This is a genomic window from Kitasatospora cheerisanensis KCTC 2395, from assembly GCF_000696185.1.
GTDB classification, from domain to species: domain Bacteria; phylum Actinomycetota; class Actinomycetes; order Streptomycetales; family Streptomycetaceae; genus Kitasatospora; species Kitasatospora cheerisanensis.
In genome coordinates, this window is record NZ_KK853997.1 from 5,268,457 (window position 1) to 5,284,911 (window position 16,455).

General features: G+C 72.6%; 11 protein-coding genes and 1 pseudogene. 8 read left to right on the forward strand and 4 right to left on the reverse strand.

Annotation, left to right across the window (positions count from 1 at the left end):
- Positions 1-151: 151 nt before the first annotated feature.
- A complete protein-coding gene (locus tag KCH_RS24040; RefSeq protein ID WP_051653402.1) occupies positions 152-1,549 on the reverse strand; it encodes a hypothetical protein in 1,398 nt (465 codons plus the stop codon).
- Between the two features lie 174 nt (positions 1,550-1,723).
- Between KCH_RS24040 and pnuC the strand changes: the two genes are divergently transcribed.
- A complete protein-coding gene (gene pnuC / locus KCH_RS24045; RefSeq protein ID WP_051653403.1) occupies positions 1,724-2,299 on the forward strand; it encodes a nicotinamide riboside transporter PnuC in 576 nt (191 codons plus the stop codon).
- Positions 2,296-3,354, forward strand: coding sequence for an AAA family ATPase (locus KCH_RS24050; protein WP_035866314.1), 1,059 nt, complete (start codon positions 2,296-2,298; stop codon positions 3,352-3,354). The genes pnuC and KCH_RS24050 overlap by 4 nt, the downstream gene beginning before the upstream one ends.
- A 26-nt stretch (positions 3,355-3,380) precedes the next feature.
- On the opposite strand, the pseudogene KCH_RS24055 reads toward KCH_RS24050, so the two are convergent.
- A pseudogene (locus KCH_RS24055) lies at positions 3,381-5,212 on the reverse strand (ABC transporter ATP-binding protein).
- On the reverse strand, positions 5,209-7,053 hold the full coding sequence (locus KCH_RS24060) for an ABC transporter ATP-binding protein (protein WP_157032178.1): 1,845 nt from the start codon (positions 7,051-7,053) through the stop codon (positions 5,209-5,211). Before KCH_RS24060 ends, KCH_RS24055 begins: the two are co-directional and overlap by 4 nt.
- A gap of 305 nt (positions 7,054-7,358) precedes the next feature.
- Between KCH_RS24060 and KCH_RS24065 the strand changes: the two genes are divergently transcribed.
- Genes KCH_RS24065 through KCH_RS24075 form a run of 3 tightly spaced genes read left to right on the forward strand, consistent with a single transcriptional unit; the run spans position 7,359 to position 10,885 of the window.
- Positions 7,359-8,768, forward strand: a complete 1,410-nt coding sequence (locus tag KCH_RS24065) for a family 2B encapsulin nanocompartment shell protein (protein WP_035866320.1) — start codon at positions 7,359-7,361, stop codon at positions 8,766-8,768.
- 27 nt (positions 8,769-8,795) lie between these two features.
- Positions 8,796-9,989, forward strand: a complete 1,194-nt coding sequence (locus KCH_RS24070; RefSeq protein WP_035866323.1) for a family 2 encapsulin nanocompartment cargo protein terpene cyclase — start codon at positions 8,796-8,798, stop codon at positions 9,987-9,989.
- Between the two features lie 35 nt (positions 9,990-10,024).
- Positions 10,025-10,885: a geranyl diphosphate 2-C-methyltransferase gene (locus KCH_RS24075; RefSeq protein WP_035866325.1), complete on the forward strand. Its 861-nt coding sequence runs from the start codon at positions 10,025-10,027 to the stop codon at positions 10,883-10,885.
- Between the two features lie 44 nt (positions 10,886-10,929).
- On the opposite strand, the gene glgX is transcribed toward KCH_RS24075, so the two are convergent.
- Positions 10,930-13,128 (reverse strand): glycogen debranching protein GlgX, encoded by a 2,199-nt coding sequence (glgX, locus tag KCH_RS24080; protein WP_035866326.1) that lies wholly within the window; start codon positions 13,126-13,128, stop codon positions 10,930-10,932.
- A gap of 213 nt (positions 13,129-13,341) precedes the next feature.
- Between glgX and KCH_RS24085 the strand changes: the two genes are divergently transcribed.
- From KCH_RS24085 to KCH_RS42660, 3 genes are all read left to right on the forward strand, one after another.
- Positions 13,342-14,532 (forward strand): L,D-transpeptidase, encoded by a 1,191-nt coding sequence (locus tag KCH_RS24085; RefSeq protein WP_035866329.1) that lies wholly within the window; start codon positions 13,342-13,344, stop codon positions 14,530-14,532.
- 166 nt (positions 14,533-14,698) lie between these two features.
- A complete protein-coding gene (locus tag KCH_RS24090; protein ID WP_244305413.1) occupies positions 14,699-15,952 on the forward strand; it encodes a L,D-transpeptidase in 1,254 nt (417 codons plus the stop codon).
- 172 nt (positions 15,953-16,124) lie between these two features.
- On the forward strand, positions 16,125-16,455 hold a 331-nt coding region (locus KCH_RS42660; RefSeq protein WP_035866331.1), incomplete at its 3' end, for an Ig-like domain-containing protein.

A 16,455-nucleotide genomic window follows, 5' to 3' on the forward strand; every position in this document is an offset into this window, starting at 1 on the left:
GGGTGATCCCCCTCCGTCGGAGCCCGCTCGACGCCGGAGCAGCGGTGCGGGCGCGGGAAGCGTACTGCATGCGATCGATCGCCCGGGAGGAATATTCGATTGTCCGTGCGAGGCGTCAGGCCCCGTCGTCCTACCGGGGCCTGACGGAGCCTCAGTTCACGGTGAAGCTGTAGTACCCCGAGGTCAGGTCCACACCGTCCTTGGTGGTGGCCCAGACGTAGAGGTCGCCCCAGCCGCTCTCGGTCGGGGTGTAGCTGAGGTCGGCCTCGCCGTGCGCACCGGCCGGGACGGTGACCGTGTGGGCGCCCCAGTCGAACGAGTAGGTGTAGCTGGCGATCTGCGAACCGCTGATCTTCGGTGCGAGGTGGAAGACGCCGGGCGTGCCGACCGTCCCCGCGCCGTCCTCCGGGAAGTCGGTGGAGGTGATCGTCGGGGTGGTGTCGAGGTAACTGCCCCACTGGCCCGCCGAGCTGAGCCAGCCGTTGGCGCTGGTGCTGGTGACGTCCAGCAGGTCGCCCAGCGGGTGGTTCAGCAGCAGGGTGGTCTCGGCGACGCCGTCGGCGCCGGCCGGGACGACCGTGGTCGTGCCGGTGCGGGTGTTCTTCACGGTGTACGAGGTCACCGGGCTGATCGCCTGCACCCCCGGGTTCGGGGTGAACCGGAAGCTGACGGGCTTGCCGAACAGCGGCGAGTGGGACAGCTGGGTGACGGTCGGCGGGGTCGGGCTGATGAAGATCCGGTGCTGGACGGCCGGCCCCGGGTTCCCGGCCCGGTCCAGGCTGCGCACCGAGAGCGTCACCGGCCCGCTGGTCATCCCGGCCGGCGGGACCAGCCGCACGGTGGCCGGACCGCCGACGAAGTCCGCGCGGACGCCGTACGGCGGGTCCGCGTCGTACGGGGTGGTGAGGACCGGGATGCCGTGGTCGCCCTCGTGCGCGACGTAGGGCACGGAGAAGTCCCCGCGGAAGCTGTACTGGTAGCCCGCGACGTCGGCCACGCCGTTCGGGTCGAGCCGGTACTCGATCGGCGCGCCGCCCGGGGTCCACTGGTCCTCGGGGCGGCCGGGCGTGGTGACGACGGGGGCGGCGGACGGCGCGGCGCCGTCGGCGGCGACGTAGCAGGAGGCCGTCCAGTCGGAGGCCGCGCCGCTCGCCGGGTCGACGGTGCGGGCCTGCCAGGCGTACGTGGTGTCGGCGGCCGGGCGGAAGGTGGCGAGCGCCTCCCGGCCGGGCACGGCCCAGGTGTTCTCGACGGTGGCGGTCTGCGTCGGGTCGGCGACCGGCCAGTACCGGAACTGCGCGGTCAGGCGGGTGGCCGACGGGTCGGTGGAGCCGGTGACGGCCTCGATCTGGCCGGCCCAGCCGCTGCTGGAGAAGACCGGCGCGGCCGGGTCGGTGGAGCAGGGCTGGTAGCCGTTGTACAGGTCGGTCGGGGTGTTCGGCGTGCCGCCGGCGGCGTGCGCGGCGCCGGGGACGAGCAGCGCCAGCGAGAAGGCGGTGGCGGTGGCGGTCAGGGCGACGCGGACGCGTCTGCCCGGCAGGTGCCTCATGCGGGTTCCCCCCTGTGTCGGCGCCCACGGGCCGGTCCGGCCTGCGGGCGGTGGCAGCGTACGGCGCACGAACGGTCGGCCGGAACGTTTTTGCGAACCCATGAGAAATGAGCTTGTGGCCGCCGGTCCGGCCAGTTATCGTCACTCCGACACAAAGCCCGGAAGGGGGCACACATGACGGAGTGGCTGGGGTTCGTCACCGGCGCCATCTGCGTATGGCTGACAGTGCGGACCAACGTGTGGACCTTCCCGGTCGGCATCGCCAACAACGGCTTCTTCCTGGTCGTCTTCGCCACCGCCGGCCTCTACGCCGACGCCGGACTCCAGGTGGTCTTCCTGGCGCTCGCCGCACACGGCTGGTGGCAGTGGCTCCGCCGCGACACCGCCGGCGAACGCCTCGCGGTCCGCCGCGGCGGACCGCGGATCCTCGCCGCCGCCATCGGCGCCGTGATACCCGCGACGCTGCTGCTGACCTGGCTGCTGACGGCCGTTCACGACACCGCGCCGTTCCTCGACGCGCTCACCACCGCGCTCTCGCTCGCCGCCCAGTGGCTGCTCAACACCAAGCGGATCGAGAACTGGTACCTGTGGATCGCCGCCGACCTGATCTACATCCCGCTGTACGCCGCGAAGGGGCTCTACCCCACCGCCGCCGTGTACGTGCTGTTCCTCGGCCTGTGCCTGTACGGCCTGCACACCTGGAGCCGTGAACCCGCCCTCCGCCCGGCCGGGACGGCGGTCGCCGCATGAGCCTCTTCCACCACGCCCTCGTCATCGGCAAGTTCTACCCGCCGCACGCCGGCCACCACTTCCTGATCCGCAGCGCCGCCGACGCCGCCGAACACGTCACCGTGGTCGTGATGGCCGCCGACACCGAGACCATCCCGCTCGCCGACCGGGTCCGCTGGATCCGCGAGGTCTGGCACGGCGAACCCCACGTGCGCGTCGTCGGCACCGTCGACAACATCCCCGTCGACTACCAGGACCCCGACATCTGGGACGGCCACGTCGCCCTGATGCGGGACGCGCTGCGACCCGGCGAGACCGTCGACGCGGTCTTCTCCTCCGAGGACTACGGCCACGAACTCGCCCGCCGCTTCGACGCCGCACCCGTGGTGCTCGACGTCGACCGGGCCACCTTCCCGGTCTCCGGCACCGGAGTCCGGGCCGACCCGGCGGCGCACTGGGCCGACCTCGAACCCGCCGTCCGGGCCGGACTCGCCCGGCGGGTGGTCGTCCTCGGCGCCGAATCCACCGGCACGACGACGCTCTCCCGCGACCTCGCCGACGCGCTGCGCGCCCGCGGCGGGGTCCACGCGCTCACCGGCTGGGTCCCCGAGTACGGGCGGGAGCTCACCGCCGCGAAGCTCGCCGCCGCGAAGGGGTGGGCCGCGGTGGTCGGCGCGGTGCCGCCGACCGTCGATCAACTGGAGTGGGACGAGCGGGACTTCGCGCTGGTCCGGAAGCGGCAGGCGGAGGCCGAGGAGCGGGCGGCGCGAGCCGGCGGGCCGGTACTGGTCTGCGACACCGACCTGCTCGCCACCGCCGTGTGGGAGGAACGCTACTGCGGAGCCACCCGGCCGGAGACCTGGGCGGCCGCGACGGGGCAGCCGCGGCGCGAGCTCTACGTCCTGACCTCGCACGAAGGGGTCGCCTTCGAGGACGACGGGCTGCGGGACGGCGAGCACCTGCGGGAGTGGATGACGGGGCGGTTCCGCGAGGTGCTCGCCGCGAGCGGGCAGCGCTGGATCGAGGTGGGGGGCGGCCGGGAGGAGAGGGTCGCGGCGGTGCTGCGGGAGCTCTGAGCGGCGGGGGCGCTCCCGGTGGGGCGCTACACGAGGCTGTCCTTCCAGGTCTGGTGGAGGGTGGCGAAGCGGCCTTCGCCGGCGATGAGGGTGGCCGGGGTGCCGTCCTCGACGATGCGGCCCTGGTCCATGACGAGGACGCGGTCGGCGATCTCGACGGTGGAGAGGCGGTGGGCGATGATCACCGCGGTGCGGCCGGCCAGGACGGTCCGCATGGCGTGCTGGACGGCCTGTTCGCCCGGGACGTCCAGGGACGAGGTCGCCTCGTCGAGGATCAGGACGGCCGGGTCGGCGAGCAACGCGCGGGCGAAGGCGACCAGTTGGCGCTGGCCGGCGGAGATGCGGCCGCCGCGCTTGCGGACGTCGGTGTCGTAGCCGTCCGGGAGGGCGGAGATGAACTCGTGGGCGCCGATCGCGCGGGCCGCGGCCTCGATCTCGGCGCGGGTGGCGTCCGGCTTGCCGACGGCGATGTTCTCGGCGACCGTCCCGGAGAACAGGAAGGACTCCTGAGTGACCATCACGACGTTGGCCCGCAGTTCGGCGGTGGAGAGCTCGCGGAGGTCGGTGCCGTCGAGGGTGACGGCGCCGGCCGTGGGGTCGTAGAAGCGGGCGAGCAGCTTGGCCAGGGTGGACTTGCCCGCGCCGGTCGCGCCGACCACGGCGGTGGTCTGCCCCGCGGGCAGGACGAGGTCGAACTCGGGCAGGATCTCCTTGCCGTTGGCGTACCCGAACCGGGTGTCGCGGAAGGCGACTTCGCGGCCCTTGCCGGTCGGGGCGGGCAGCGGGCGGGCTCGGCGGGCTCGGGGACGGACGGCTCGTGGGCCAGCAGGCCGGACATCTTCTCCAGGGCGGCGGCCGCCGACTGGTAGCTGTTCAGGAACATCGCCAGCTGGTCGATCGGGTCGTAGAGCCGGCGCAGGTACAGCACGAAGGCGGTGAGCACGCCGAGTTCGAGGCTGCCGTCGCTGACCAGCAGCGCGCCGAGGACGACCACGCCGGTGATCCAGATGTTGGCGGTCATCCGGGACAGGAAGACGTACCGGGCCATCTCCAGCAGGCCGTCCGCGGTGGCGGTGGCGGACTGCTGGTTGACGGCGTCGAAGGCCCGGTTGTTGGCGGACTCGCGGCGGAACGCCTGGACCGGACGGATGCCGTTCATGGTCTCGGTGAAGCGGACGATCAGCGCGGCCACCGCGGTGCGGGAGCGGCGGTAGACCTGCTGGGAGCGGCGCCGGAAGGAGCGGATGACCAGGTACATCGGCAGGAAGGACACCAGGGCGGCCAGGCCCAGGCGCCAGTCCATCAGGATCAGCACGACCGTGATGTAGCCGACCGACAGACAGACCATCAGGAGTTCCTGCAGGCCCTCGGCGAGCAGTTCGCGCAGGGTGTCCACGTCGCTGGTGGCGCGGGAGATGATCCGGCCGGAGGTGTAGCGCTCGTGGAAGTCCAGGCTGAGCCGCTGGGCGTGCCGGAAGATCCGGCCGCGCAGGTCCAGCAGGATGTCCTGGTTGATCCGGGCGGCCAGCCGGATGAACGCGCGCTGCAGCAGGGTGGCGACCACCGCGCAGCCCAGGTAGGCGGCGGTGACGGCGATCAGCGGGCCGGAGTCGTGGTCGCGCAGGGCGGGGATGCCGCGGTCGATGGCGTAGGCGACCAGCAGCGGTCCGGCCTGCAGGGCGGCCTGCTGGAGCAGGACGGCGAGCACGGCGACGGCGATCCGGCGGCGGTGCGGGGCGAGCAGCGAGCCGAGCAGGGCGCGGGGCGCGCCGGGCGGGACGGGGATGTCCTGGTCGTCGGTGGCCGCGGGGACCAGGTCGTCCTCTTCGACGGCGGGTTCGGCGACGGCGGTGGTCATCGGGCCAGCGCCCCTTCCAGTTCGGATTCGCCGGACATCAGGGCCCGGTAGGCGGGACAGGACTGCAGCAGTTCCTGGTGGGTGCCGACGGCGGTGATCCGGCCGTCGGCGAGCAGCGCGACCCGGTCGGCGAGCAGCACGGTGGACGGGCGGTGCGCGACGACCAGCGCGGTGGTGTCGGCGAGGACCTGCCGCAGCGCGCGTTCGACCAGGGCCTCGGTGTGCACGTCGAGCGCGGACAGCGGGTCGTCGAGCACCAGGAAGCGGGGCTCGCCGACCACGGCCCGGGCCAGCGCGAGGCGCTGGCGCTGGCCGCCGGACAGGCTGAGGCCCTGCTCGCCGACCTCGGTGTCGAGGCCGTCGGGGAGCTTGTCGACGAAGCCGGCCTGCGCGGTGGCGAGGGCCCGGGCGAGCTGCTCCCCGTCCGCGCCGGGGGCGCCCATCAGCACGTTCTCCCGGACGGTGGCGGAGAACAGGGTGGGTTCCTCGAACGCGACGGCGACCTGGCGGCGCAGTTCCTCGCGCGGCAGGTCGCGGATGTCGGTGCCGTCCAGCGTGATGGCGCCGGCGGTGGGTTCGTACAGGCGGGGGAGCAGCGCGGTGAGGGTGGTCTTGCCGCTGCCGGTGGCGCCGACCAGGGCGAGCGTCTCGCCGGGGCGGATGTGCAGGTCGATGCCGGCCAGCAGGTCGGGGCTGTCGGCCGGGGCGTCGGGGTAGCGGAACCGGACGCCGGTGAAGCGGATGCCGCGGTCCTCCGACGGGTCGTCACCGGTGGGCAGGTCGGCGGGTTCCGGCTCGTCCATCACCTCGAAGTAGCGGTTGGCGGCGCTGGCGGCCTCGGCGGCGAAGCCGAGCAGCCAGCCGATCGACTCGACCGGCCAGCGCAGGGCGAGCGCGGTGGAGAGGAAGGCGACCAGGGTGCCGGCCGAGAGTTCGTCGTGGGCGACCAGCACGGCGCCGGCGGCGAGGGCGCCGCCGAGGGCGAGTTCGGGCAGCCCGACGATGACCGCCCACAGGTTGCCGAGCAGGCCGGCCTTGCGGAGTTCGGTCTCGCGCAGTTCGGCGCTGTGCCGGCGGAACTCCTCGGCCATGGTGCGGTGCCGGCCGAAGGCCTTGAGGATGCGGATGCCGAGCACCGACTCCTCGACCACGGTCGCCAGGTCGCCGTTCTGGTCCTGGGCGAGCCGGGAGGCGGCCGAGTACCCGGCCTCGAAGCGGCGGGTGTAGATCATCAGCGGGATCGCGGGGATCAGCGTGATCAGGGCGAGCCGCCAGTCCAGCACGAACATCAGCGCGGTGCCGGTCAGGAAGACGGTGGAGTTGACCACCAGGAAGACCAGCGGGAAGGCCAGGAACAGCCGCATCACGAACAGGTCCGAGGTGGCCCGGGAGAGCAGCTGCCCGGACGGCCAGCGGTCGTGGAAGGAGATCGGCAGCCGCTGGAGCTTCGCGAACAGGTCGCCGCGGAGCCTGGTCTCCACCTTGGCGAGCGGGCGGGCCACGATGATCCGCCGGATGCCGAACAGGCCGGCCTCGGCGAGGCCGAGCAGCAGCAGGGCGACGGCGAGCGGCCACAGCCCGGCCAGGTCGTGGTGGGCGACCGGCCCGTCCACGATCTTGCGGAGCACGATCGGCACGGCCAGCACGCTGAGCGAGGCGAGCCCGGCGGCGGCCATCGAGCCGAAGATCCGCCAGCGGGCCTCACGGGCGTACGGCCACAGGCGCAGCAGCGAGCGCACCGGCGACCGGGGTACCGGTGTGGGTGAACCGTCGGTGACGCCGGTTGACGAAGTGTTCGAATCCGCGGGGGTGGGCGGAGCGGGGTTCTGGTTCTCGGCCATCGCCGAGAGGGTAGACGCGGCCACCGACATTTCTCATCCGGTTTTTTGCTGCTGTCGGCGAGATCCGGCCAGGCCGGAGAGGGCGTCAGACCCCGCGCCGCAGCTCCCCGGTGCGCCGTTCGAGTGGCCGCACGGCGCGGCCCGACCGGCCCAGGCGCGGGGGCGCACACCCATGAGAGCCCGGCGTGAGGGGCGCACTTCTGCCGATGAACCGCCACGAGCGCCTCCTTGCAGGCCCCCCGGCACGGCGGTGTCTGATCTGGCCGAGTGATCGCGGTGGATCACCGGAGCAGCAGGAGAGCCGGATGACGGTCGAGACCGAGCCCACCCCCGACGTGCAGGCCCCGGCGCAGCAGAGCCTCAGCACCGCAGCGGCGCGCAACCTGGCCACCACCACCAAGTCCAGGCCGCAGATGCAGGAGATCAGCTCGCGCTGGCTGCTGCGCAAGCTGCCCTGGGTGCACGTCTCGGCCGGCACCTACCGGGTCAACCGGCGGCTCTCCTACGCGGTCGGCCGCGGCCGGGTGTCCTTCGTGCAGACCGGCCGGGAGGTCAAGGTGGCGGCGCCCACCCTGCGCGAGGTCCCGGTGCTGCGCGGCTTCGACGACGGCGTGGTGCTGGAGCAGCTCGCCGCGCGCTTCGTGCAGCGCGACTTCCACGCCGGCGAGGTGCTGATCCAGGAGGGCGCCCCGATCACCGAGGTCTACCTGATCGCGCACGGCAAGGTCGAGCGGATCGGCACCGGCAAGTACGGCGACGACACCGTGCTCGCCGTGCACGCCGACGGCGACCACATCGGCGACGAGGCGCTGAACGTCCCCGACGGGCGCTGGCCGTACACCGTGAAGGCCGCCACCGCCGGCACCGCGATGTCGCTGCCCTGGCCCGCCTTCCAGGAGATCGTCGACCGCTCCCCGGCGCTGCAGGCGCAGATCGCCGTCCACCTCGCCGGGCAGGCCGCCGCGCAGAACGAGCTCGGCGAGGCCGAGATCGGCATGTCGGCCGGCCACCAGGGCGAGCACGACCTGCCCACCGCCTTCGTCGACTACGAACTCGGCCCGCGCGAGTACGAGTTGAGCGTCGCCCAGACGGTGCTGCGGGTGCACAGCCGGGTCGCCGACCTGTACAGCAAGCCGATGGACCAGACCGAGGAGCAGCTCAAGCTGACCATCGAGGCGCTGCGCGAGCGCCAGGAGCACGAGATCGTCAACAACCCCGAGTTCGGGCTGCTCGCCAACTGCGCCTTCGACCAGCGGATCCAGACCCACGCCGGCGCGCCCACCCCCGACGACCTGGACGAGCTGCTCGCGATGCGCCGCGACACCGACTACCTGTTCGCCCACCCGAAGGCGATCGCCGCGTTCGGCCGGGAGGCCAACCGGCGCGGCGTCTACTTCTCCACCGCCGAGGTGGCCGGCCACCGGGTGCCCGCCTGGCGCGGCGTCCCGCTGCTGCCCTGCGGAAAGATCCCGGTCCTCGGCGGGACCAGCTCGATCATCGCGATGCGCACCGGCGAGCACAACCAGGGCGTGGTCGGCCTCACCCAGGTCGGCATCCCCGACGAGGTCGAGCCCGGCCTGAACGTCCGCTTCATGGGCATCGACGAGAAGGCCGTCGTCAACTACCTGGTCTCCGCCTACTACTCCGCCGCCGTGCTGGTCCCCGACGCGCTGGGCGTGCTGGAGAACGTCGAGGTCGACCACCCGCGGTCCTGAACGCCCCCACGCTGAAAGGCGGCCGACATGCCCTCACTGCTCACCCGGACGCTCGCCCCGCACGGCACCCACGAGCTGGCGGCGCTGGTCTCCGCCATCCTCACCCACCCCGAGCGCCCCGCGCCGGAACGCCTCACCTGGCACGCCCCCGGCCCCACCGGCCTCGGCACCACCGGGCTGCTGACGCACCGTCCGACGGCGCCGAACCGGACCACCGGAGCGACCGACGACATCGTCCGGGACGCCCCCAGGGCCCGGCCGATCACCAACGGCAAGGCCCCGGCGCTGTACTGCCCGCCCGCGATGCGCGACGACCCGGCGCTCGGCGACCTGGTCAACGAGCGGCTGATCGAATGGGCCGAGCAGATCGGCATCTACCCCGGCCGCACCGACATGCTGCGCAAGGCCAACTTCGGCCGCCTGATGATGCTCGGCCACCCCGAGACCGACGACCCCGACCGGCTGCTCGCCGCCGCCAAGTGCGGCCTGGCCGAATGGGCGGTGGACGACCACATCGTCGACGCCGAGGTCGAGGAGGCCCGGCACGAGGTGATCGGCCAGCGGCTGGCGATCTGCCACTCCACCATCGACCAGGCCCACCTGCCGCGCCGCTACGCCCCCCAGCTGGAGGAGCACGTCCAGCGCGACCCGGTCGCCAAGGCGCTCCGCGCCGCCCTCAACGACCTGTCCGCGTACGCCAGCTGGAACCAGGTCCGGCGGCTGCGGCACGAGCTGGCGATCATGTTCGTGGCGTACGGCCAGGAAGGCATGTGGCACACCACCGGGCACCGCCCGCCGGTGTGGGAGTACCTGATGCACCGTCACGAGAACTCGTTCATCCCGTGCATGGTGCTGGTCGACGCGATCGCCGGCTACGAGGTCCCGCAGGCCGAGTTCACCGACCCCGCCGTCCGCCGCGCCTTCACCCTGGCCGGCACCGCCACCGTGCTGATGAACGACCTGTACTCGATGGGCAAGGAAGACCCCGGCGACTTCAGCCTGCCGATGCTGATCGCCACCGAGGAGGGCTGCTCGCTGGAGGAGGCCGTCCGGCAGAGCGTGCAGATCCACGACGAACTGATGCACACCTTCGAGGCCGAGGCCTCCGCCCTCGCGCTCACCGGCTCGCCCGAGCTGCGCCGCTTCCTGGCCGGCACCTGGGCCTGGGTCGGCGGCAACCGCGAGTGGCATGCGGGCAGCGCCCGCTACCAGACCGACTGACCCCCGTCCAAAGCCAGTTGAGGAGCAAGCTCTACATGACCACCACCGTCCCGAGCGCCACCACCGTGCTGCGCACCGCGTTCCAGAAGTCGGTCGCCAACTACTGGAACCTGGAGAAGGACCCGGTCAACATCAAGCTCGGTGAGGTCGACGGCCTCTACCACCACCACTACGGCCTCGGGCCGGTCGACCCATCGGTGTTCGAGGGCCCGGACGAGACCCGCGACGAGCGCATGATCAAGGAGATGCACCGGCTGGAGACCGCCCAGGCGGACGTGCTGCTCGACCACCTCGGCGACATCGCGCCCACCGACGCGCTGCTGGACGCCGGCTCCGGCCGCGGCGGCACCAGCATCATGGCCAACCTGAGGTTCGGCTGCGAGGTGGACGGCGTCTCCATCTCCGAGCAGCAGGTGGCGTTCGCCAACGGGCAGGCGCACGAGCGCGGCATCGCCGACCGGGTCCGCTTCCACTTCCGCAACATGCTGGACACCGGCTTCGAGACCGCCTCCCGCCGGGCGATCTGGACCAACGAGACCACCATGTACGTCGACCTGTTCGAGGCGTTCGGCGAGTTCTCCCGCCTGCTCGCCCCCGGCGGCCGGTACGTCTGCATCACCGGCTGCTCGAACGACGTGACGGGCCTGCGCTCGAAGGCCGTCAGCCGGATCGACGAGCACTACATCTGCAACATCCACCCGCGCAGCCAGTACTTCAAGGCACTGGCCGCCAACAACCTGGTGCCGATCAGCGTGGTCGACCTGACCGCCGACACCATCCCGTACTGGGAGCTGCGCGCCCGGTCCTCGGTCGCCACCGGCATCGAGGACCCGTTCCTGACGGCGTACAAGGAAGGCAGCTTCCACTACCTGATGATCGTCGCCGACCGGGTCTGACGGCCGGTCGCACGGAGGGCCCGGGCCGCCGCCCGGGCCCTCCGTCACGCCGTCAGCAGCATCGCGGAGCGCCCGGCCAGCGTCACCTCGGCGACCGGGGCCGGCTCCGGCGGGCCGGACAGCGCGGTGTCGACCAGCGGGCGGTGCGGGCCGGGCAGGGTGAAGTGCCGCGGCTCGGGGCCGGCGTTCAGCAGCAGCAGGAAGTCCGCGTCGTGCACCTCGCGGCCGCGCTCGTCGCGCTCGGCCATCGCGCTGCCGGACAGCCGCAGCGCCAGCGCCCGGGTCGGGGCGAACCAGTCCGCCTCGGTCATCTCCCGCCCGCCGGGGGTGAGCCAGCTCAGGTCCCGCGGCCCGTCCGGCCCGGCGGGGCGGCCGGAGAAGAACGCCCGCTGCCGCAGCACCGGGTGGGAGCGGCGCAGCCGGATCAGCCGGGCCGTCAGCTCGGACAGCGCGCGCCAGTCCGGGTCGTCCAGCAGCGACCAGTCCAGCCAGCCGGTCTCGTTGTCCTGGCAGTACGCGTTGTTGTTGCCGCCCTGGGTGCGGCCGAGCTCGTCGCCCGCGGTCAGCATCGGCACGCCGCTGGACAGCAGCAGCGTGGTCAGCAGGTTGCGGAGCTGACGCAGCCTCAGCTCGCGGATCGCCGGGTCGTCGGTCTCGCCCTCCGCGCCGTGGTTCCAGGACCGGTTGTCGTCGGTGCCGTCCCGGTTGTCCTCGCCGTTGGCCAGGTTGTGCTTGCGGTCGTAGGAGACCAGGTCGCGCAGGGTGAAACCGTCGTGCGCCGTCACGTAGTTGACGGAGGCGTACGGGCGGCGGCCGCCGCGCTGGTACAGGTCGGAGGAGCCGGCGATCCGGGTGGCCAGCTCCCGCACGTCCGACCGGGCGCCGCGCCAGAAGTCGCGCACGGTGTCCCGGTAGCGGTCGTTCCACTCGCCCCACAACGGCGGGAAGCCGCCCACCTGGTAGCCGCCCGGGCCGACGTCCCACGGCTCGGCGATCAGCTTGACCCGGCTGAGCAGCGGATCCTGCGACACCGCCGCCAGGAACGGGTGCTCCATCTCCACCGCGTCGCCGCCGCGGGCCAGCGCCGCCGCCAGGTCGAAGCGGAAGCCGTCCACGCCCATCTCCGCGACCCAGTACCGCAGCGAGTCGGTGATCAGCCGGATCACCTGCGGGCGGCGGGTGTCCAGGGTGTTCCCGCAGCCGGTGTAGTCGGCGTAGCCGCGGCGGGAGCGGTCCAGCCGGTAGTAGCCGGCGTTGTCGATGCCGCGGAAGGACAGCGCCGGGCCCATCACCCCCGACTCGGCGGTGTGGTTGTACACCACGTCGAGGATCACCTCGATGCCCGCCGCGTGCAGCGCCCGGACCATCCGCTTGAACTCGCCGACCTGCTGGCCCCGGCTGCCGGACGAGGAGTAGCCCGCGTGCGGGGCGAAGAAGCCCAGCGTGTTGTAGCCCCAGTAGTTGACCAGGCCGCGCCCCTGCAGGTGGTCCTCGCTGACGTGGTGGTGGACCGGCAGCAGCTCCACCGCCGTCACCCCCAGCCCCGTCAGGTGCGCGACCGCCGCCGGGTGCGCCAGGCCCGCGTAGGTGCCGCGCAGCTCCGGCGGGACGTCCGGGTGGCGCATGGTGAAGCCGCGCACGTGCAGCTCGTACAGCACCGTCTCGGCCCACGGCGTCTTCGGCCGCTGGTCGTCGTACCAGTCGTCGTCGTCGTGCACCACCACCGCCTTGGGCACGTACGGCGCCGAGTCCCGGTCGTCCCGGACGGTGTCCGCGACGTCCCGCTCCGGCCAGTTGCGGACCGCCGTGCTCACCGCGTCGTGCGCCGTGTAGCCGCCGTCGACGGCGCGGGCGTACGGGTCGAGCAGCAGCTTCGCCGGGTTGTGCCGGGCGCCCGTCCACGGGTCCCACCGGCCGTGCACCCGGAAGCCGTAGCGGGTGCCGGGCAGCACGCCCGGCAGGTAGCCGTGCCAGGTCTGGTACGTCTGCTCGGTCAGCCGGTGCCGGCTCTCCCGGCCGCTCTCGTCGAACAGGCACAGGTCGACCGCCTCCGCGTTCGGCGCCCACAGCGCGAAGTTGGTGCCCCGGCCGCCCGCGCCGTCCGCCCGGAACCGGGCCCCGAGCGGCTGCCAGCTGCCCGGCCACGGCGGCGCCGGGGCGGGCCGGGGCGCCGAGCCGTTCAACCTGGCGGCCGGCCGCGCCTCCAGGGGCGTGCCCGAACCCAGCTCCTGCCACGCCGTCATGGCGACCCTCCCAGCCGTCCGGGGGACCGTCCCCGTTCTTCCGGTTGTTCCCTGTCCGACGGCGACCGTCACCCCAGGCCGGACGGAGTGACGCACCGTGATCAATCCTGTGCCCAGCGGAACCGGGTGGGGAAACCATCCGGTCGTGTCGGGAGGCGCGATCGGTCGTTGAGCCCCGCGACGGATCGAACCGGACGACACCGGGAGGACGGCATGCGCGCCGCGGTACGGCTCTGGGCACGGCGGGCGGCCGCGGCCGCACTGGCCCTGCTGACCGGCTGCTCCGGCGGCGACCGGCCGTCCGGCGACACCGCCCCGCCGGTCTCCCGCGCCCAGCTCGCCGTCAGCCCCGGCGACGGCGCGCAGGGCGTCGGGGTGGACGGCACGGTCAGGGTGACGGTCGCTCAGGGCCGCCTGCTCTCCGTCCGGCTCACCGACGACCGGGGCACCCCCGTGCCCGGCACCCTCACCGCCGACGCCACCGGCTGGACGCCCGACGGCCGGCTCGCCACCGCCACCGCCTACACCCTCGACGCGACCGCCGAGGACGCCGCCGGCCTGCGCGCCGTCCAGCACGCCGCGTTCGCCACCGCCGTGCCCGCGCACACCTTCGTCGCGTTCTACACCCCCGAGGACGGCTCCACCGTCGGCGTCGGCATGCCCGTCTCGCTGCGCTTCTCCCGCCCCATCGAGAACCGGGCCGCCGTCGAGGCCGGCATCGCCGTCAGCTCCGACCCGCCGCTGGAGATCGCCGGCCACTGGTTCGGCGACCAGCGGCTCGACTTCCGCCCCCGCAGCTACTGGCCGGCCGGCACCAAGGTCACCCTGGCGCTGCGACTCAAGGACGTGGAGGCCGCGCCCGGCCACCTCGGCACCCAGACCAAGGACGTCCACTTCACCGTCGGCCGCGCGCAGATCGCCACCGTCGACCTGGACCGCCACACCATGACGGTCCGTCAGGACAACCGCCTGCTGCGCACCCTGGACATCAGCGGCGGCAGCCCCGAGCACAGCACCTACCTCGGCGTGATGGTGGTGTCCGAACGCTTCGAGGTGACCAGGATGAACTCGCAGACCGTCGGCCTCGGCGACGAGTACGACATCAAGGACGTCCCGCACGCGCTGCGGCTGACCGCCTCCGGGACCTTCCTGCACGGCAACTACTGGACCGACCGCGCGGTCTTCGGCGCCGCCAACACCAGCCACGGCTGCATCGGCCTGCCCGACACCCAGGGCGGCGGCGCCGGCACCCCGGCCGGCTGGCTCTACCAGCACACCCTGGTCGGCGACGTGGTGGAGGTCCGCGGCTCGCACGGCGACCGGGTCGCGCCCGACAACGGCCTGAACGGCTGGAACCTCCCGTGGTCGCAGTGGACGGTCGGGCGGACCGCGGCAGTTCACTGAACCGGCACCCGGCTCCCTCCGAAGATTCACTCAGCTTCTCCGGTTATCCTTGCCCCCGCGCGGGCCCGGTGGTGTTCGGGAGCGCGATCGAGCGCATCCGACCCGGCGGAACCGATTCCGGGCGTCACGCGTGTATCGCTGTGCATACCTGGAGGGGAGCGGCGCGGTGAAGGCGGTTCAGAAGGCCGAGGCCAAGATAGCGATGGCCGGGAGCGGGCGACGGGCACGGCAGTCCGCGGCGGCTCTGCTGGTGGGCGGTGTCCTGCTGCTCGGGACGGCCTGCAGCAGCGGTGGCGGCGGCGGCTCGACCGACGGCAAGGGCGGCGGGGGCGGCTCCTCGTCCGCGTCGGAGGCGGCGCCCAAGGTGTCGGCCGCCCAGCTGACGGTCACTCCGGCGGACGGCGCGAACGACGTGGCGCCGAAGGACGGGCTGCAGGTCGCGGTGGCCAGCGGCAAGCTGACCACCGTCGCGGTGACGGACAAGAACGGCAAGGCGGTGGCCGGCGAGGTCGCCACCGACGGGCTGAGCTGGAAGCCCACCGAGCAGCTGGCCGTGGGCACCACCTACACGGTGAACGCCCAGGCGGTGGACGCGGCCGGCCTGGTGGCCGCCTCGACCACCACCTTCACCACGCTGACGCCGGCCCAGAAGATCGCCACCAACGACAACATCGCCGACAACGGCACCTACGGCGTCGGCATGATCGTCTCGGTCAACTTCAGCAAGGCGGTCAAGAACAAGGACGCGGTGCTGGCCGGCATCACCGTCTCGGGCGCGGACGGCACCGTCGCCAAGGGCCACTGGTTCGGCTCCTCCCGGCTGGACTTCCGGCCGGAGAACTACTGGAAGCCGGGCACCAAGGTCACCGTCAAGTACCGCCTGAAGAACGTCGAGGTCTCGCCCGGCGTGTACGGCGACGTCGAGAAGGACGAGCCGTTCACCATCGGCCGCTACCAGGTCTCGACGGTCGACGCGTCGACCCACATGATGAAGGTCTCGCACGGCGGCAACGACACCCAGAACATCCCGATCACGGCGGGCGACGACCAGAACCCGTCCTGGAACGGCACCATGGTGATCGCCACCAAGGAGAAGGTCACCCGGATGAACTCCGCCACGGTGTCCAACATCAAGGGCAAGGAGTACGACGTCCCGGACGTGCCGCACGCGATGCGGCTGACCACCTCCGGCACCTACGTGCACGGCAACTACTGGGGCGACGCGTTCGGCAAGTCGAACGCCAGCCACGGCTGCATCGGCGTCTCCGACGCCAAGGGCGGCAGCGACAGCTCGGCGGCCGGCAAGTTCTTCAACTCGTCGATGGTCGGCGACGTCGTGAAGATCGTGAACTCCAAGGGCCAGACCGTCGCGGGCGACAACGGACTGAGCGGCTGGACCATCCCCTGGAAGCAGTGGTAGCGAGTCCGACTCGCAGCGACGGCCCGGCGATCCACGATCGCCGGGCCGTCGGCCGTTCGTGACCGTACCGGGACAGACGGCCTGCAACGTTTCCCCCGCTCGGCCCGTCATATCAAACGAAAGACCTGTCAGCCGACAGGCGGGCGCGTGGGGAGAACGGAACGTGAAGGCTATGCGCGGGGGATTCGCGGTGGTGGGGGCGCTGGCGGGCGCCCTGGCGCTGATGGCCACGGCCGGATGCAGCACGGACACGGCCAAGGCCGACAGCCCCAAGGGCTCGGCCGCCGCGCCGACCTCGGCCAAGCCGACGGTCTCGGCCGCGACCATCGCCATCGAACCCGCCAACGGCGCCACCGACGTCAAGACCACCGGCGCGGTCAAGGTGGCCGCCACCGGGGGCAAGCTGACCTCCGTCAAGGTCACCGGCCCCGACGGGGTCGAGGTGCCCGGCGCGCTCACCTCCGACGCCACCGGCTGGGCGCCCTCCGGCAACCTCAAGATAT